Below are 16,876 nucleotides of genomic sequence, written 5' to 3'. Positions count from 1 at the left end.
CGGTACCGGCGCGGGACTCGCAGAGCCGCGCTACCGCCTGAGGGCCAGCGCCTTCTTCACCGCCTCGGCCTTCAGGCGCTGGATGGCCTCCGTCTGGTTGAGGTGCTTCGGGCAGGTCTCGACGCAGTTGAACGCCGTGTGGCAGCGGAAGATGCCGTTCTCGTTGGCGACCCGATTCAGGCGCTCGTCCTTGCCGGCGTCGCGGGAGTCGAAGTAGAACCGGGCCGCCCAGAGGAGGGCGTGGGGGCCCAGGTACTCCTCGTTGTTCACGCCGGACGGGCAGGACGTGTAGCAGGCTCCGCACAGGATGCAGTCGACCATCTCCGCGTACTGGGCGCGCTCCGCCGGCGTCTGCAGGCGCTCCCTTTCCGGCGGCGGGCCGTCCTCGATGAGGTACGGCTTGATCCGCTCGTAGTTCCGCCAGAACGGCTCCATGTCGACCACCAGGTCCTTGATCACGCGCAGGTGGGGGAGCGGCGACACCGTGACCGTACCGTCCTCCAGCGCGTCCTTCACCTGGGTCTTGCAGGCCAGGCGGTACCAGCCGCTGATGTACATGGCGCAGGAGCCGCAGATGGCCTCGCGGCACGAGTAGCGCATGGCGAGGCTGGGGTCGTCGTGCTCGACCACCCGCAAGAGGGCTTCCAGCACCGTCATGCCTTCCCGGTACGGGATTCGGAAGGTGTCCCAGTGTGGGCCCGCGTCCTTCTCCGGGTCGTAGCGGAAGATCTTGAGGTTGAACGCTTCCATCCTAGTACCTCCTCGCCTCGGGCTGGAAGCGGGTGATCGTCACGGGGGAGTACTCGAGCCGCGGCCCCTCGGGCGTCCGGAAGGCCAGGGTGTGCTTGAGGAAGTTCGCGTCGTCGCGCTCGCGGTAGTCCAGCCGGTAGTGCGAGCCGCGGCTCTCCCGGCGGGCCAGCGCGCCGGCGGCGATGACCTCGGCGACCTCGAGCATCCCGCCGAGCTCGTACTGCTGGATGAGGTCGAGGTTGAACACCTTGCCGGTGTGGCGGATCTTGACGTTCCGGTAGCGCTCCTTCAGCCGGCGGATGTCCCGGATGGCCTCTGCCAGGGTCGCCTCGTCCCGGAAGATGCCGACCTTCTGGAACATGGTCTCTCGCAGGTCCTGCCGGATGTCACCGCCGTTCTCGGTACCGGGGGCGTCCTCCAGGGCCCGGATGCGCGCTTCCACGGCCCGGACCGCTTCCCGCAGGGCCGCCTCGTCGGCGGCCGCGTCGCGGCTTCGCCCGCCGCTCTGCACGAACTCGCTCATGTGCTTTCCGGCGATCTTGCCGAAGACGATCGTGTCCAGGAGCGAGTTGCCGCCCAGGCGGTTGGCGCCGTGGACGCTCACGCAGGCGCACTCGCCGGCCGCGTAGAACCCGCGCACCCGGCTCTCGCCGTTCACGTTGACGTCGATCCCGCCCATGGTGTAGTGCTGGCTCGGCTGTACCGGAATCGGCTGCTCCACCGGGTCGAGGCCGGCGAAGTTCAGGCAGATCTCCCGCACCTCGGGCAGTCGCTCCATGATCTTGGCCCTGCCGAGGTGCCGGAGGTCGAGGTGCACGTAGCCGCCGCCGGGGCCGTCCGCGTTGAATCCGCGCCCCTCGTTGATCTCGGTCTGGATCGAGCGGGCGACGATGTCCCGGGGCGCCAGCTCCATCGCCTTGGGGGCGTAGCGGGCCATGAAGCGCTCGCCCTGGTTGTTGACGAGGTAGCCGCCCTCGCCGCGGGCGCCCTCGGTCATGAGGATGTTCGTGCCCCAGAGGCCGGTGGGGTGGAACTGGATGAACTCCATGTCCTTGAGCGGGATGCCCGCCTCGTAGGCCATCGCCATGCCGGTGCCGGTGTTGAGGAGGTTGTTCGTCGACCGGGCGTAGATCTTGCCGGCGCCGCCCGTCGCGAAGAGCACCGCCCGGGCCCGGATGGGGACGAGTTCGCCCCGCAGGATGTCCAGGGCCACGATCCCGCGCACCTCGCCCTCGGCGACGACCAGGCGCAGGACCATGAACTCCTGGTACATCTTGATCTGGCGCTTGATGGCCTGCTGGAACATGGTGTGGATGAGGGCGTGGCCGGTCTTGTCCGCGGCGTAGGCGGTGCGGGGGAAGCCGGCCCCGCCGAAGGGCCGCTGGGCGATCGTCCCGTCGGGGTTGCGGGAGAAGGGACAGCCCCAGTGCTCCATCTCGAGGATGACGGGCACGGCCTCCTTGACCATGACCTCGACGGCGTCCTGGTCGGCCAGGAAGTCCGAGCCCTTCACGGTGTCATACATGTGGCGCTCCCAGGAGTCGTCCCGGCCCCCCTCGGCGTTGCCCAGGGCGCCGTTGATGCCGCCGGCCGCGGCGACCGAGTGGGCCCGCACGGGCGTCACCTGCGAGACGACGACCACGTCGCGGATGCCGGCGTCGTGCGCGGCGATGGCGGCGCGCAGGCCTGCCAGTCCGCCGCCGACGATGACGATGTCGTGCGAGAGCATCCTTTCACCTCACCCCCGGGCGATCGCGGCGAGGGCCGTGGTCCCGTAGCCGAGCGCCAGCAGGCCCAGAATCCACAGCACCCAGGCGGCGCCGCGGGCCGCCCGGGGCCAGTAGTCCAGGATCACGTTGCGAACGCCATTCAGCCCGTGGTACAGGGCGGTGGCCAGCAGGAGGGTATCGGCGACCAGGTAGAGCGCCCCCTGCAGCCGGAGCGACGAGCCGGCGAAGGTGATGGTCTGCGTGGGGTCGACGAAGTGCATGATGGCGAAGTGAAGGGCCAGGAGCGGGATCAGGAGCACCGCCGAGACGCGGTGGAGCAGCCAGGCCCACGTGCCCGACATGGCGCGTCGTTCCCTCCTCTTACAGCGACCACGGGTATGCGGCGAAGCGCCGGGCGAAGAAGAACGCCCCGTACACGATGACGGCCGCCGAGATGCCCAGCACCCACCAGAAGAGGGCCTTCTGGCGCCGCACGCCGGCGCCCATGTCCATCAGGACGAGCCGCACCCCGTTGATCCCGTGGAACACGACGGCGAGGAAGAGCAGGAACTCCCCGATCACGAAGGGGCGCACGGCCAGGCGCGCCATGGTCTGGTCGAAGCCCTGGGCGCCTCCCCGGGTGACCGAGGTGATCTCCCAGATGTGGAGCAGGAGGAACAGGGCGATCGCCAGGCCGCTGATCCGGTGGAGGGCAAACGCCCACATCCCCGCGCGGTAGCGCCGTGGCGCCAGGTCGGCGTACACCCGGACCTCCCTCGCGCCCGCCCGCGACGCGAGGGCCCTGGGCTCTGTGGCTGCCACCGAGACACCACTCCTTCCTCGGCCGGTCCTCCCGGTCCGGACGTTCCGGGGGCCGTCACTTCGGTTCTAGTGGGTCTTCCCATCGACTATCAACCGACCCAAATGCCTGCGTTCTGCCCCCTTCGTACCGCGCCCCGGTGGGTATTTCGTGCCACGACGGCCATGGACGCCCGGTTGCAGGGGCCTGCCGGGGCCAGTATCATTTAGAGGAAGCAGCGAGGTGGATGCCGCGATGGGGCGCCGCCGCGTGGCCTGCGCCACGCTCGGGTGCAAGGTCAACCAGTACGACAGCGAGCAGATGCTCACGCTCTTCCGGCGCGCCGGGTACGAGGTCGTCGACTTCGACCAGCCGGCGGACGTGTACATCATCAACACCTGCACGGTCACCGGGAGGGGGGCGGCCAAGAGCCGCCAGCTCATCCGCAGCGCCATCCGGCGCGCGCCCTTCAGCGTGGTCGCGGTGACCGGTTGCTACACCCAGACGAACCCCGATGAGGTCGCCGCCATCCCCGGCGTGAACCTCATCGTGGGCCACCGGGACCGGGGGCGGATCGTCGAGCTCTGCGAGGAGGCGATGCGCCGGCCGGAGCCCATCCGCGCCGTGAACGACGTCTGGCTGGCGCGCGAGTTCGACGACATCCCCCTGGACTCGTTCAGCCAGGGCACGCGGGCCGTCGTGAAGATCCAGGACGGCTGCAACGTCTTCTGCACGTTCTGCATCATCCCGTACGCCCGGGGCCGTCCCCGGAGCCGGGACCCGGAGAGCGTCTACGAAGAGGTGGAGCGGCTGGCGGAGAAGGGATACCGGGAGGTCGTCCTGACCGGCATCCACCTCGGTTCCTACGGCCAGGACGCGAAGGGCCGGTTCACCCTGGAAGAGGTGGTCGAGCGGGTGGCGGCCATCCCCGGCATCGACCGGGTGCGCCTCTCGTCGCTGGAGCCCCGCCACGTCTCGGACCGGCTCCTTGAGCTCATGGCGTCGAACCCCAAGGTGTGCCAGCACCTGCACCTGTCGCTGCAGAGCGGGAGCGAGACCGTCCTCCGCCGCATGAAGCGGCGCTACACGGCGGCGGAGTACCGCGCCCGGGTCGAGCGCATCCGCTCCCTCATCCCCGACGTGGGGCTCACCACCGACGTGATCGTGGGCTTCCCCGGCGAGACGGAGGCGGAGCACCGGGAGTCCCTCGCCTTCGTGCGCGAGATGGGATTCAGCCGCATCCACGTGTTCCCGTTCTCACCCCGTCCGGGTACCCCGGCCGCGGCGATGCCCGACCCGGTTCCCCGGGCGGTCAAGGAGGCCCGGACGCGCGAGATGATCGCCCTCGGGGAGGAACTGCAGCAGGCCTTCCACCGCCGGTTCCTGGGGCAGACGCTCGAGGTGCTCGCCGAGGAGGAGGCGGCCACGGACGACGGGTGGCTGGAAGGGTACACGGACAACTACATCCGGGTGCGCCTCCCTGGCGGCGACGAGCTGAAGGGCACCCTCATCCCGGTGCGGCTCACCGGCCTCACCCAGGACGGGATGGTGGGCGAGATGGCGGGTCTTCCCGTCGGATCGCGCCGTCTGGCGGGCGCTGTGCGCTGACCGGCGGCATACGCCGGCAGCGGCGCGCATAAGGAACCGGGAACTTCCCGGAAGGGCGGGCAGACCCACGTGAAAACGCGCGTGTACCTCATCTTCGGCGGACGGTCGGGCGAGCACGAGGTCTCGCTCATGTCCGCGCGCAACGTCCTGGAGGCCATCGACAAGAGCCGCTACGAGGTCATCCCCGTCGGCATCACCCGGGAGGGGCGCTGGATCCGGAGCGGCGACCCGCTGAAGGCCCTCCTCGAGGGCGTGGAGCGGGGCGGGGGGATCCCCGTCGCCCTCCTGGCCGACCCGGGCGTGCGGGACCTGGTGCCGCTGGCGTCCCCGGGCGACGCGGCGCCGGGGGTTTCCGCCGCGCGGCCGTCCGGCGACCCGCCGGCGGTCTTCTTCCCCGTCCTCCACGGCACCTACGGCGAGGACGGCACCATCCAGGGGCTCCTCGAGATGGCGGGCGTGCCCTACGTCGGCTGCGGGGTGCTCGCTTCGGCCGTGGGGATGGACAAGGCGGTGGCCAAGGCGCTCTTCGCGCAGGCCGGCCTGCCGGTGGTGCCGCACCGGGTCTTCCTGCGCCCGCGGTGGGAGCGGGAGCCTGGACTCGTGGCCGCCGAGGCCGAGGCGGCCTTCGGGTACCCCTGCTTCGTGAAGCCGGCCAACCTCGGCTCGAGCGTCGGCGTCTCCAAGCCGAAGAGCCGGTCCGAACTCGAGGGCGCCCTGGCCGAGGCCTTCCGGTTCGACCGGAAGGTCCTCGTCGAGGCGGCCGTCGACGCCCGGGAGATCGAGGTGGCCGTCCTGGGCAACGACGACCCGGTGGTGTCGGTTCCGGGCGAGGTGGTCCCGGGGCGGGAGTTCTACGATTACGAGGACAAGTACGTCGAGGACCGGGCGCGGCTCCTCATCCCCGCCCCCCTGGAGCCGGCGCAGGCCGAGGAGGCCCGGCGCCTGGCGCTGGCGGCCTACCGGTGCATCGACGGGGCGGGGATGGCCCGGGTCGACCTCTTCCTGGAGCGCGGGAGCGGCCGGTTCTACGTCAACGAGGTCAACACGATCCCCGGCTTCACCCGCATCAGCATGTTCCCCAAGCTCATGGAGGCGTCGGGCATCCCGTACCCCGAGCTGGTGGACCGCCTGATCCAACTGGCCATCGAGCGCTGGCGGGACCGGCAACGCAACGCGGTGACCCGCTGATCGCGCCCCACGGGCCCCGGGTCCGTCCTCATGCCGGAGGAGAACGCCTGCCGTCCGGCGAATGGCTTGACGGGGTTTGTGACACGGGTTCCCGCGGCCCCGCCGGGGGAGCCTACCCGAACGAGGGCTGCAGCGCCTCAGGAAACCGAGGTGAACGGGTTGGAGGACTGCGTCTTCTGCAAGATCGTGCGCGGCGAGCTGCCTGCCAGCAAGGTGTACGAGGACGACGCCGTGCTGGCGTTCCGGGACATCCGCCCGCAGGCGCCGGTTCACGTGCTCGTGGTCCCCAAGAAGCACGTCGCCAGCCTCATGGACCTGACGGACGAGGACGCGGCGCTGGCCGGACGCCTCTTCGCCGCCGCGCGGGCGGTGGCGCGGCAGGAGGGCGTGGCGGAGTCCGGCTTCCGCTTCCTCACCAACACGGGCCCGGACAGCGGTCAGGTGGTCTTCCACCTGCACTTCCACGTCATGGGGGGGCGGCGCCTCGGCGCCATGGGCTGAGCCACGATCCGGCGGCTCCCCTCGCGTTGACATAAGTGACTTCCGACGGTAGAATGGTTGAGTCACGTTTCCCTCAGTTTCGACGAGGGGAGGGAAAATTCGGATGTCCGAGGTCCGGGTCGGGAAGGGTGAGTCGCTCGACAGCGCGCTGCGCCGCTTCAAGCGTTCCGTTCAGAAGGCCGGGGTGCTGGCGGAGATCCGCCGGCGCGAGGCGTATGATCCCCCCAGCGTGAAGCGCAAGAAGAAGGAGAAGTCAGCGCGCAAGCGGAAGTGGACGTCGTGACGCTCAAACAGCGGCTTGCAGAGGACATGAAGGCGGCCATGCGGGCCCGCGAGGAGGGCCGGCTCCGGCTCGAGACGATCCGCATGGTCCAGGCGGCGGTGAAGAACGCCGAGATCGAGCGGCGGCGCGAGCTCACCGACGACGAAGTCCTGTCGGTCATCGCCCGGGAACTCAAGCAGCGGCAGGAAGCCCTGGCCGAGTTCCAGCGGGGGGGCCGGCAGGACCTGGTGGACCGGACCCAGGCCGAGATCGCGGTTCTGAAGGAGTACCTCCCCCAGCAGCTGACAGCCGGCGAAGTCCGGGGCCTCGCCCGGGAGGCCATCGAGAAGACGGGCGCCCGGGGGCCCCAGGACGTGGGCAAGGTCATGCAGGTGCTCATGCCCCAGGTCCGGGGCCGGGCGGACGGCCGAGAGGTGAACCAGATCGTCCGGGAGCTCCTGGGCGGTTGACCCGGGGCTGGATAGCGGGCCCGGCGGCTCTAAGGGCCGCCGGGCCCGCTGTGCGTGCTATGATGGAGGTGTGCCCGCAGGGTCCGCACCCACAACGCCCAGGGGGGTAAAGGACGTTGAGGAAGGTCCCCGTGGAGGAGGCCGTCGGGCTGGTGCTCGGCCACGACCTCACCCGCATCGTCCCGGGCCAGTCGAAGGGCCCCGCGTTCCGCCGCGGCCACGTGATCCGTCCCGAGGACGTGCCCGTGCTGCTCAGCATGGGCAAGGAGCACATCTACATCCTTGAGGTGCCGCCGGGCCACCTCCACGAGGAGGAGGCCGCCCTGCGCGTGGCCCGCGCCCTCGCCGGCTCCGGCGTCCGCCTCGTCGGACCGGACGAGGGCAAGATGAACCTGCAGGCGGAGCACGACGGGCTCCTCCGCGTGGACGTCGATCGCCTGCGACGGATCAACGCCATCGGCGAGGTCCAGGTGGCCACGGCCTTCGACCGGCGGCCCGTACGGGCCGGCGACACCGTGGCCGGGACACGGGTGACCCCCCTGGTCATCGAGGAGTCGCAGGTCCTGGCCGCCGAGGCCATCGGCCGGGAGGGGCCCGTGATCCGGGTCCTGCCGTACCGGCCGCTCAAGGTGGGCATCGTGGTCACGGGCAGCGAGGTGTACAAGGGGCGGATCGCGGACGCCTTCGGGCCCGTGGTCGAGGCCAAGGTGTCCGCCCTGGGCGGTCAGGTGATCTACAAGACGCTCAGCGACGACCAGCCGGCCATGACCGCGGGCAAGATCCGGGAGGCTCTCGAGCAGGGGGCCGAACTCATCTGCGTGACCGGCGGCATGTCGGTGGACCCCGACGACGCCACTCCGGGCGCGATCCGCCAGTCCGGGGCCCGGGTGGTCACGTACGGTGCCCCGGTCCTGCCGGGGAGCATGTTCCTGCTGGCGTACATCGGCACGGTGCCGGTCATGGGCCTCCCCGGCGCGGTGATGCACGAGGCGGTGACCATCTTCGACCACGTCCTGCCCCGGCTCATGGCCGGCGAGGTGCTCACCAAGGCGGACTTCGTCGAGATGGGCCACGGAGGGCTGCTGAGCAAGCGCTGGTAGGGGCCTGACCCCAGGGGGGCTGTTGACGTTGGGTGACAGCGGGACTCAGGTGAAATCCGCCGTCTGCCCGCACGACTGCTGGGATACGTGCGCGCTGCGCGTCCACGTGCAGGACGGCCGCGTCGTCCGGGTCACCGGCGACCCCGACCACCCGACGACCCGCGGCTTCGTCTGCGTGAAGGTGGGGCACTACCACGAGCGGGTCCACAGCCCCGACCGGGTCCTGTACCCGATGCGCCGGGTCGGACCGAAAGGTTCGGGGCAGTTCGTGCGTGTCTCCTGGGACGAGGCCCTGCGCTACACCGCCGGCCGGCTCCGGGAGATCGTCGACCGGTACGGGGGAGAGGCCGTGCTGCCGTACAGCTACTGCGGCACCATGGGGGTGCTGAACTACGGCAGCATGGACCGCCGCTTCTTCCACCGGCTCGGCGCCTCCCGCCTGGGGCGCACCATTTGCTCCTCGGCCGGCAAGGCGGCCCTCCTCTACACCTACGGGGACACCCTGGGGCCCGACCCGGAGGACATGGTGAACGTCCGCCTCATCCTGGTGTGGGGCGTGAACGTGGTGCACTCCGCCGTGCACCAGGCGCCGATCCTGCGGGAGGCGCGCCGGCGGGGGGCCACCGTGGTCCACATCGATCCCTACCGCAACGGCACCGAGAAGCTCGCGGACTGGCACCTCTCTCCGCGGCCGGGCACCGACGCGGCCCTGGCGCTGGGCATGATGCACGTGATCCTCGCGGAGGGGCTCGAGGACCGCGAGTTCGTCGAGGCCCACACGGTGGGGATCGAGGCGCTCCGGGAGCGGGCCCGGGAGTGGCCTCCGGAGCGGGCGGCGGCCGTCACCGGCATCCCGGCGGCCGACATCGAGCGGCTCGCCCGGCTGTACGCGACCCGCAAGCCCTCGGTGATCCGCGCCGGGTACGGGATGCACCGGCACACGAACGGCGGCATGGCGATCCGGGCTCTCGCCCTCCTCCCGGCGCTGGTCGGCGCCTGGCGCCACCCGGGCGGCGGCCTCCTGCTCTCCAACAGCGGTTCGTACCGCTGGAACGCCGCCAGGCTGGAGCGGCCCGACCTCATGCCCACCCCCCGGCCGCGAGAGATCAACATGATCCGGCTCGGGGAGGCCCTCACCACCCTCGCCGATCCGCCGGTGATGGCGCTCGTGGTCTACAACTCCAACCCGGCCGCCGTGGCGCCGAACCAGAACCGGGTCCTCCAGGGTCTTATGCGTGAGGACCTGTTCACGGTGGTGCACGAGCAGCTCTTCACGGACACGTGCCGGTACGCCGACGTGATCTTTCCCGCCACCACCCAGATGGAGCACACGGACCTGCACAGCTCGTACTGGCACCTCTACGCGATGCTCAACGAGCCGGCGATCGCGCCGCTCGGGGAGGCCGTGCCCAACACGGAGTTCTTCCGCCGCCTCGCGGCGGCCATGGGGTTCACGGAGCCCTGCTTCCGGGACTCCGACGAGGAGCTGCTGCTGCAGGCGCTGGAGGGCAGCGCGGCGGCGCGCACGGTGGCGCCGCACCTCGAGGGCCGGGCCCAGGCAGAGGCGGCGCTCCGCTACCTGCGGGAGCACCGGTGGGTCAAGCTCGACCGCACCCCCGTTCCCTTCGCCGAAGGAGCCCGCTTCCCGGACGGGAAGATCCGGCTCTTCTCGGAGGCCATGGCGGCGGCGGGCCTCGACCCCGTGGTGCAGTACGTGCCCCCGGCCGAATCCGCGGAGGGCGCGCCGGACCTCTACCGGCGATACCCGCTCCACCTCATCACCCCGGGCGCGCACCACTTCCTGAACAGCACGTTCTCGAACCTGCCCTCGCTGCTGGCGGCGGAGGCCGCCCCCACCGTGTACCTGAACCCGGCCGACGCCCGGGTGCGGGGAATCGGCGACGGCGAGTGGGTACGGGTGCACAACGACCGGGGCGAGGCGTACCTGAAGGCGCGCATCGCCGACCGGTCAGACCCGGGGGTGGCGGTCAGCCCCGGGCTCTGGTGGGGGCTCCTGAGTCCCGGCGGGCAGAATGTGAACAGCCTGACGACCGACCGGGAGGCGGACATGGCCGGAGGCGCCGCCTTCCACACGAACCTGGTGGAGGTGGAACCGGTGTCCCCGGAGAAGGCCGCCGCCCTGGACGCGGAACTGGCGGAGCGCCTCCGGGGCCGCCTGCCGCCTGGCCGGGCCGCTGCCGGGGCCGTGGCCGCACCCTAGGTCCACTCACGGGAGGTGCCGTCCATGCGTGCGGGTCGGTGGGCGATCGGCGCCCTGGGCGTCCTTCTCGTCCTGGCCGGCCCGCCGTCCGCCCGCGCGGCGTCCGGGCCGGCCCCGCCCGGCGGGCGGGTGTACGCCGTGCATGTCCGGGAGACGATCGACCCGGGGCTGGCGGCGATCGTGCAGGGGGCGGTGCGGCGGGCTGAGGCCGACCCGGCCGCCCGGGGGCTGGCGATCGTGGTGGACACGCCCGGGGGACTCGTCCAGGCCGCCGAGGGCATCCGGAATGCGCTCCTGAACACCCGGCTGGCGACGGTCGCCTTCGTGGAGGGCCGGGCCGCGTCGGCGGGGGCGCTGGTCACCCTGGCAGCGCAGCGGGTGTACATGCGGCCCGGTTCGAGCATCGGGGCGGCCGAGCCCATCCCGTACTCGGACAAGGCCGTGTCCTACGTCGCGGGGCTCTTCCAGGCCACCGCCGAGGCCCGGGGCCGCGACCCCCGGGTGGCGGCGGCCATGGTGGACAAGTCGGTCACGATCCCCGGCGTCACCACCGGCAAGCCGCTCACCCTCACGTGGCGGCAGGCCGTGTCCCTCGGCATCGCCGACGGCGAGGCGGCCGACCTCGGCACGGCCCTGCGGGCTGCCGGCCTGGGCGGCGCCGAGGTGACGTGGTACGAGCCCGGCCGGGGGGAACGGGTGGCCCGCTACCTCACCTCGCCCTGGGTGGCGAGCCTCCTGCTGCTCCTGGGCGTGGGCGGGCTGGCCCTGGAGATGGCCAAACCCGGGCTCGGCCTGCCGGGGCTCGTCGGCCTGGTGAGCCTGGTGGCGTTCTTCGCCTCCCACTACCTGATCGGGACGGCCCGGTGGCTGGAGCTCACCCTGGTCCTGCTGGGGGCGGCGCTCCTGGTCATCGAGATGTTCGTGCCGGGCTTCGGGGTGTTCGGGGTCGCCGGCGCGATCGCCGTCGGGGCCGGCATCTTCCTCTCGGCGCCGACCCCGGGGCTTGCCGCCACCTACCTGGCGATCACCGCGGTGGGGGCCGTCCTCGTGCTCGCCGCGCTCGCCCGGTACATCTCCCGGCACGGGATGATCCGCTGGCTGACCCTGGAGGAGCGGCTCGGCCGCGAGCAGGGGGTCGTGCCGGGGCGGGTGGAGCTCGCCGCCCTGGTCGGCGCCCGGGGGGTCGCCGTCACCCCGCTGCGGCCGGCCGGGGTGGCGGTCTTCGGGGATCGCCGGGTCGACGTCGTGACCCAGGGCGAGTTCGTGCCGCCGGGCCAGACGGTGGAGGTGATCCTGGTCGAGGGGACCCGCGTGGTGGTCCGCGCGGCCGGCAGCGCCTGAGATCCAGCGCGTGACCCCGCCGGACGCCGGTGCCGGCGGGGCCGTAGGAGGGATTCGCTTGGAGATCCTGTTCACGCTTTTCCTCATCTTCGTCGCGGTGCTCGTGCTCTCCGTCTTCTTCAGCTTCGTGCCGGTGGGCCTCTGGATCGCGGCCGCCGCCGCGGGCGTGCGGGTGGGGCTGGGGACGCTCATCGGCATGCGGCTGCGGCGGGTGCCCGCCGCCCGGGTGATCAACCCCCTCATCAAGGCGTTCAAGGCGGGCCTGGACGTGAGCAGCGACAAGCTCGAGGCCCACTACCTGGCCGGCGGGAACGTCGACCGGGTCGTGAACGCCCTCATCGCCGCCCACCGGGCGGGGATCGACCTCTCCTTCGAGCGGGCGGCCGCCATCGACCTCGCCGGCCGTGACGTGCTCCAGGCCGTGCAGATGAGCGTGAACCCCCGGGTCATCGAGACCCCGGTGGTGGCCGGGGTGGCCAAGGACGGCATCGAGCTGAAGGCCAAGGCCCGGGTGACGGTGCGCGCGAACATCGACCGCCTGGTCGGCGGTGCCGGCGAGGACACCATCATCGCCCGCGTGGGCGAGGGCATCGTCACCACCATCGGCTCGGCGGACAACCACAAGCAGGTCCTGGAGAACCCGGACTCGATCTCGCGCACGGTGCTGGCCAAGGGGCTCGACGCCGGCACGGCCTTCGAGATCGTCTCCATCGACATCGCCGACGTGGACGTCGGCAACAACATCGGCGCCCGCCTCCTGGCCGACCAGGCCGAGGCGGAGAAGCGCATCGCCCAGGCCAAGGCGGAGGAGCGCCGGGCGATGGCCGTGGCCGCCGAGCAGGAGATGAAGGCCCGGGTGCAGGAGATGCGGGCCAAGGTGGTGGAGGCGGAGGCCGAGGTGCCCCATGCCCTGGCCCAGGCCCTGCGCGAGGGCAAGATCGGCGTCATGGACTGGATGTACATGCAGAACATTCAGGCCGACACCGGCATGCGCCGGTCGATCGCGGGGGAGGGCGCCCCGCCGCCCGCCCCGGGAACGGAGGAGTCCGGGCGCTAGGCGACCGGACGGGGGATCGCCCGCCGGGGAGGGGAAGGCGGCTTGGACCTGGACCTCTTCTCCTTGCTGTTGTTCCTGATCTTCGTGGTGTTCCCGCTGCTCGGCCGGGCCCGGCCCGGGCCGCGCGCGCCGCGGGACCGGCCGCCCGCCCGTACCCCCGAGCCCGGGCGTCCGGCGGTCCCCGGCACCCCGCGGGGCCCCGTCGCCTTCCCGATCCCGGGATTGGAGGAGCTCCTCCGGGAGTCGGAGGACCTGAGTCAACCGCCGGCACCCGAGCCCGCCGCCCGCAGAGATGCCCCCGGTGAGGGTACGCCGGGCGGTGAGGGCGGCGTCCGGAGCCTCGAACCAGTCGCCCCGGCGGACGCGCTGGGGACGGCGATCGAGGCGGAGGCCGGGGACGTTCGGGCGGAGGCCGAGCGAATCGCCCGTGAGGCCGAGGCCATCGGCGCCCTGGCGGCCGGGCCTGGGGAGCGGCCGCCCCGCCGCCCGCCCGAGCCGCGGGCGCGCCGCGCGCGGACCTTCGGCGGGCGCGAGGACCTCGCCCGGGCCGTGTTGCTCCGGGAGGTGCTCGGGCCGCCGAGGGCCCTCGAACCGCCCCGGCGCCCGCCGGTGCCCGGCGGGCCGCGCCGGTCCGGGCGTCCCGCAGGAGGCGATGGCCGTGGGACCTAGCTACGAGGAACGGGTGATGGCGGCCGTCGGCCACCTGGGGGTGCTCTTCGGCCTCATGGGCGTGGTGGCCACCGGGGTGATCCATTTCCTCTACGCCCGCCGCTCCGGCTTCGTCGGCGCGCACGTGCGCCAGGCCCTCGCCTGGCAGGGGACGGCGCTGGCGGTGAAGGTCGCGTACGGGTACGTGGCCCTGGGTGGCCTCCCCGGCGCGCTGGTGGCCACCGGCTGGTCCTGGGACGTGCTGAAGTGGCTCTTCCAGCCGGACGGGCCGCCCGGCCGCACCGCCGTCGCCGCTTTGCTGTGGGTGTTCTTCGCCCTCGCCCTGCAGGGTCTGGTGCGGGCGTGGGGCGGGCGCCGGCACCGCTACCCGCTGGTGGGCCGGCTCGTTTCCTAGCGCTTCTGCGCCGGGCTTAGGCGATGCGGAACCGCCCGACCTTTCCGCCCAGATCCGCCGAGACCTGCGCGAGCGTGCGGTCCGGTGCCGGACATGGGGGGGCGCCGCCGCTCGTAGAGTAGCATGAGGTCTCTGGCGGTCCGGGGAGGCGGTGCGGTGGAAAGTCGCAGGGACCTTCGCAGCCGGATCACGAGCATCTTCGACCTGCCGGGGGACGTCGTCCTGGACGTGGCCCGGGTGATCCTCGTCGGCGACATGCAGATGGCGGTCGAGAACCACCGCGGGCTCATCGAGTACTCGCCCGGCCGCGTCGTGATCGGGGTCCCCAAGGGGCAGATCGCCGTCGAGGGGGAGGAGCTCCGCATCGGCAGCATCACGCCGGAGGAGATCATCCTGATGGGCAGGATCGCCTCCCTCCGCTTCGTGCCGTGACCCGGGAGGGCGGGCCGTGCTCCCGGGCATCTGGCGGTACCTGGCCGGGACGGTGCTGGTGGAGGTGACGGGGCCGCAGCCCGAACGGTTCGTCAACCTCGCCGTCGACGCGGGCATCGACCTGTGGGACGTGCACCGCCGGCCCGACCGGCTGCGCGCGCGGATGCTGGCGCCCGACTTCCTCTGCGTCCGCCCCGTGGCGCGCCGGGCGCGCTGCCGGGTGCGGATCCGCAGCCGGAGCGGGTTGCCCTTCGCCTGGCGGCGTCTGCGCCGGCGGCGGGGGCTTCTGGCAGGAGCCGCCCTGTCCGCCCTGGTGCTCCTCTGGGCCGTCGGCCACGTCTGGGCGGTCGAGGTGGAGGGCACCCGGCTCCTGGATCCCCGCGCGGTGCGGGCCGCCCTGGCGCGGCTCGGGCTGCACCCCGGCGTGTGGCGGGTCTCGGTGCGGCCGGAGGCCGTCGAGCGGGAACTGCCCCGCCTCGTGCCGGAGGTGGGCTGGGTCTCGGTGCGACTCGACGGCACCCGGGCCATCGTGCAGGTGGTCGAGCGCACGACGGTGCGCCCGCCCGCCCCCCGGGGGCAGGTCGACATCGTCGCGCGCAAGCCGTGCATCGTCGACTCCGTAGTGGTGTTCCGGGGCCGGCGGCGGGTGCAGGAGGGGGAGGTCGTCACCCCGGGCCAGGTGTTGATCGAGGGCTACCTCTACCACTTCTCGGCTCCCCCGCAGCGGCCGCTGTTCGGCGGCGCGCCCTGGCCCCCCGTCCCGGACCGGCCCGTAGGGCCCATCCAGGCCGACGGCCAGGTCTTCGGCCGGTGCTTCTACGAGGAATACGTGGAGGTGCCCCTGTACGAGGAGCGAGAGGAGGCGACGGGCCGGCGCCAGGGGCGCGTGGTTTTGCGCCTGGGCCGGAGGGAAATCCTGCTGAAGGGGAGCCCGGCGCCGCCCTTCGCCCGCTACCGCCTCCAGCGCCGGTCGGTGGGCCTGCCCGGGTGGAGGAATTGGCGACCCCCCGTCGAACTTACGACTGAGATTTACGAGGAAACCCGTCTCATGCGGGTGCCCAGGAGCCCGGAGGCCGCCCGGGAGGAGGCCATCCGGTCCCTGGAGGAACGGGTGCGCTGGCAGCTCCAGCCCGGGACCGACCGGGTGGTGCGGAGGGAGATCCAGGAAAAGGTCCGGACGCCGGATTACCTGGGGCTCCGGGTGCTGATCGAGACCCGGGAGGAGATCGGCCGGCCGGCCCCCGCCCCGCAGGCTGGTCCGGCGCAGCCCGGTCCGGGGCTCCGGGGAGAGCAGGCGAGAAGGGGATGAAGGGGCGCGAGTGGACGCCACCGAGAGGCGGGTGGTGGTGGGCGCGACGAACGAGGAGGCCCAGGCCGTCTTCGGTCGTCACGACGCCCATCTGAAGCTCATCGAGGCCAGCTTCCCCGTGCGGCTGGTGGCGCGCGGCAACGAGGTCTACCTCTCCGGGCCGGGAGAGGCCGTCGACCGCGTGGCCGGGCTGCTCGAGGAGCTGGCCCGGATCGTCCAGGGGGGGACCCCCCTGTCCGAGCGCGAGATCCGCTACGCGATCCGGATGCTGAAGGAGGGTTCCGACCTCTCCCTCGCCGAGATCTTCTCGGACGTCATCGTGGTGACCCAGCGGGGCCGGCCCCTGCGGCCGAAGAGCGCCGGGCAGAAGGAGTACGTCGAGGCCATCCGCCGGCACGGGCTCACGTTCGGCATCGGCCCCGCGGGCACCGGCAAGACGTACCTGGCCATGGCGATGGCGATCGCCGCGTACAAGGCCCGGGAAGTCAACCGGATCATCCTGACCCGACCGGCCGTGGAGGCCGGCGAGAAGCTCGGCTTTCTCCCCGGGGCGCTGGAGGAGAAGGTCAATCCCTACCTGCGCCCCCTCTACGACGCGATCTTTGATATCTTGGGCATGGAAGCGTACGAGAAGCTCCGGGACCGGGGCCACATCGAGGTCGCACCCCTGGCCTACATGCGCGGGCGCACCCTGGACGACTCGTTCATCATCCTGGACGAAGCCCAGAACACGACCCCCGAGCAGATGAAGATGTTCCTCACGCGGCTCGGTTTCGGGTCGAAGGCGGTGGTCACCGGCGACATCACCCAGGTGGATCTCCCTCCCGGCGCCCGCAGCGGTCTCGTGGAAGTCCGGCACGTGCTCGCCGGCGTGCCCGGCATCGCCTTCGTCTACCTGACCGAGAAGGACGTGGTCCGGCACGAGCTGGTTCAGCGCATCATCGCAGCCTACGAACGGTACGAGCGGCAGGAGCCCAGGAGGGACGAGGGTCAGCCGGCGCCGCGGACGGCGCGGCGGTAGCGCCCGGCTTCCGGCGGCCGGCGCCCTTGCCGGCGGGGGTTCTGC

The 16,876-nt window shown here is 72.1% G+C and carries 18 protein-coding genes; 14 read left to right on the top strand and 4 right to left on the bottom strand.

The features are described 5' to 3' along the window. Positions 1-30: 30 nt before the first annotated feature. From caldi_RS12430 to sdhC, 4 genes are read right to left on the bottom strand one after another with little or no spacing between them, the layout of a single operon-like run. Positions 31-750 (bottom strand): succinate dehydrogenase/fumarate reductase iron-sulfur subunit, encoded by a 720-nt coding sequence (locus caldi_RS12430; RefSeq protein ID WP_264842073.1) that lies wholly within the window; start codon positions 748-750, stop codon positions 31-33. 1 nt (position 751) lies between these two features. Next, positions 752-2,479: an FAD-binding protein gene (locus tag caldi_RS12425; protein WP_264842072.1), complete on the bottom strand. Its 1,728-nt coding sequence runs from the start codon at positions 2,477-2,479 to the stop codon at positions 752-754. A gap of 9 nt (positions 2,480-2,488) precedes the next feature. Further along, the gene (locus caldi_RS12420) at positions 2,489-2,821 is read right to left on the bottom strand and encodes a hypothetical protein (RefSeq protein WP_264842071.1); all 333 of its coding nucleotides are present in this window, start codon (positions 2,819-2,821) and stop codon (positions 2,489-2,491) included. Positions 2,822-2,840: 19 nt separating this feature from the next. After that, complete coding sequence (gene sdhC / locus caldi_RS12415) at positions 2,841-3,281, bottom strand: succinate dehydrogenase, cytochrome b556 subunit (protein ID WP_264842070.1); 441 nt, start codon at positions 3,279-3,281, stop codon at positions 2,841-2,843. Between the two features lie 232 nt (positions 3,282-3,513). On the opposite strand from sdhC, the gene mtaB reads away from it, so the two are divergent. The 14 genes from mtaB to caldi_RS12345 all read left to right on the top strand — a co-directional run bounded on the left by mtaB (position 3,514) and on the right by caldi_RS12345 (position 16,831). Further along, on the top strand, positions 3,514-4,866 hold the full coding sequence (mtaB, locus tag caldi_RS12410) for a tRNA (N(6)-L-threonylcarbamoyladenosine(37)-C(2))-methylthiotransferase MtaB (RefSeq protein WP_264842069.1): 1,353 nt from the start codon (positions 3,514-3,516) through the stop codon (positions 4,864-4,866). Between the two features lie 69 nt (positions 4,867-4,935). Further along, positions 4,936-6,054 carry a D-alanine--D-alanine ligase family protein gene (locus caldi_RS12405; protein ID WP_264842068.1) on the top strand — a complete coding sequence of 373 codons (1,119 nt, stop codon included), beginning with the start codon at positions 4,936-4,938 and terminating at the stop codon, positions 6,052-6,054. A gap of 150 nt (positions 6,055-6,204) precedes the next feature. Continuing rightward, a complete protein-coding gene (locus caldi_RS12400) occupies positions 6,205-6,555 on the top strand; it encodes a histidine triad nucleotide-binding protein (RefSeq protein WP_406568086.1) in 351 nt (116 codons plus the stop codon). 103 nt (positions 6,556-6,658) lie between these two features. Next, positions 6,659-6,838 (top strand): 30S ribosomal protein S21, encoded by a 180-nt coding sequence (gene rpsU, locus caldi_RS12395; RefSeq protein WP_264842067.1) that lies wholly within the window; start codon positions 6,659-6,661, stop codon positions 6,836-6,838. Then, on the top strand, positions 6,835-7,287 hold the full coding sequence (locus caldi_RS12390; protein ID WP_264842066.1) for a GatB/YqeY domain-containing protein: 453 nt from the start codon (positions 6,835-6,837) through the stop codon (positions 7,285-7,287). The genes rpsU and caldi_RS12390 overlap by 4 nt, the downstream gene beginning before the upstream one ends. Positions 7,288-7,403: 116 nt before the next feature. Then, entirely contained in the window at positions 7,404-8,387 is a 984-nt protein-coding gene (locus caldi_RS12385; protein ID WP_264842065.1) for a molybdopterin-binding protein, read from the top strand. A gap of 28 nt (positions 8,388-8,415) precedes the next feature. Next, complete coding sequence (locus caldi_RS12380; RefSeq protein WP_264842064.1) at positions 8,416-10,608, top strand: molybdopterin-containing oxidoreductase family protein; 2,193 nt, start codon at positions 8,416-8,418, stop codon at positions 10,606-10,608. A 24-nt stretch (positions 10,609-10,632) separates the two neighbouring features. Continuing rightward, complete coding sequence (locus caldi_RS12375; protein ID WP_264842063.1) at positions 10,633-11,949, top strand: NfeD family protein; 1,317 nt, start codon at positions 10,633-10,635, stop codon at positions 11,947-11,949. Positions 11,950-12,013: 64 nt separating this feature from the next. Next, complete coding sequence (gene floA, locus caldi_RS12370; protein WP_406568129.1) at positions 12,014-13,006, top strand: flotillin-like protein FloA; 993 nt, start codon at positions 12,014-12,016, stop codon at positions 13,004-13,006. A gap of 42 nt (positions 13,007-13,048) precedes the next feature. Beyond that, positions 13,049-13,675 (top strand): hypothetical protein, encoded by a 627-nt coding sequence (locus tag caldi_RS12365; protein ID WP_264842062.1) that lies wholly within the window; start codon positions 13,049-13,051, stop codon positions 13,673-13,675. Continuing rightward, the gene (locus caldi_RS12360; protein WP_264842061.1) at positions 13,665-14,069 is read left to right on the top strand and encodes a DUF4870 domain-containing protein; all 405 of its coding nucleotides are present in this window, start codon (positions 13,665-13,667) and stop codon (positions 14,067-14,069) included. Before caldi_RS12365 ends, caldi_RS12360 begins: the two co-directional genes overlap by 11 nt. A gap of 156 nt (positions 14,070-14,225) precedes the next feature. Further along, positions 14,226-14,501, top strand: a complete 276-nt coding sequence (yqfC, locus tag caldi_RS12355; protein WP_264842059.1) for a sporulation protein YqfC — start codon at positions 14,226-14,228, stop codon at positions 14,499-14,501. A 16-nt stretch (positions 14,502-14,517) separates the two neighbouring features. Then, positions 14,518-15,810: a sporulation protein YqfD gene (yqfD, locus tag caldi_RS12350; RefSeq protein WP_264842058.1), complete on the top strand. Its 1,293-nt coding sequence runs from the start codon at positions 14,518-14,520 to the stop codon at positions 15,808-15,810. A 10-nt stretch (positions 15,811-15,820) separates the two neighbouring features. Continuing rightward, positions 15,821-16,831 (top strand): PhoH family protein, encoded by a 1,011-nt coding sequence (locus caldi_RS12345; protein ID WP_264842057.1) that lies wholly within the window; start codon positions 15,821-15,823, stop codon positions 16,829-16,831. Positions 16,832-16,876: the final 45 nt, after the last annotated feature.

It is taken from the genome of Caldinitratiruptor microaerophilus, from assembly GCF_025999835.1.
In the GTDB taxonomy this organism is placed as follows: domain Bacteria; phylum Bacillota; class Sulfobacillia; order Symbiobacteriales; family ZC4RG38; genus Caldinitratiruptor; species Caldinitratiruptor microaerophilus.
Note: the sequence above shows the minus strand (reverse complement) of the source record. Positions and strands in the feature narration are given on the sequence as shown.

Excerpts from the sequence above, each read along its gene's own strand:
- caldi_RS12430 (WP_264842073.1), bottom strand. The coding sequence starts at position 750 with ATGGAAGCGTTCAACCTCAAGATCTTCCGCTACGACCCGGAGAAGGAC.
- caldi_RS12425 (WP_264842072.1), bottom strand. The coding sequence starts at position 2,479 with ATGCTCTCGCACGACATCGTCATCGTCGGCGGCGGACTGGCAGGCCTG.
- caldi_RS12420 (WP_264842071.1), bottom strand. The coding sequence starts at position 2,821 with ATGTCGGGCACGTGGGCCTGGCTGCTCCACCGCGTCTCGGCGGTGCTC.
- mtaB (WP_264842069.1), top strand. The coding sequence starts at position 3,514 with ATGGGGCGCCGCCGCGTGGCCTGCGCCACGCTCGGGTGCAAGGTCAAC.
- rpsU (WP_264842067.1), top strand. The coding sequence starts at position 6,659 with ATGTCCGAGGTCCGGGTCGGGAAGGGTGAGTCGCTCGACAGCGCGCTG.
- caldi_RS12375 (WP_264842063.1), top strand. The coding sequence starts at position 10,633 with ATGCGTGCGGGTCGGTGGGCGATCGGCGCCCTGGGCGTCCTTCTCGTC.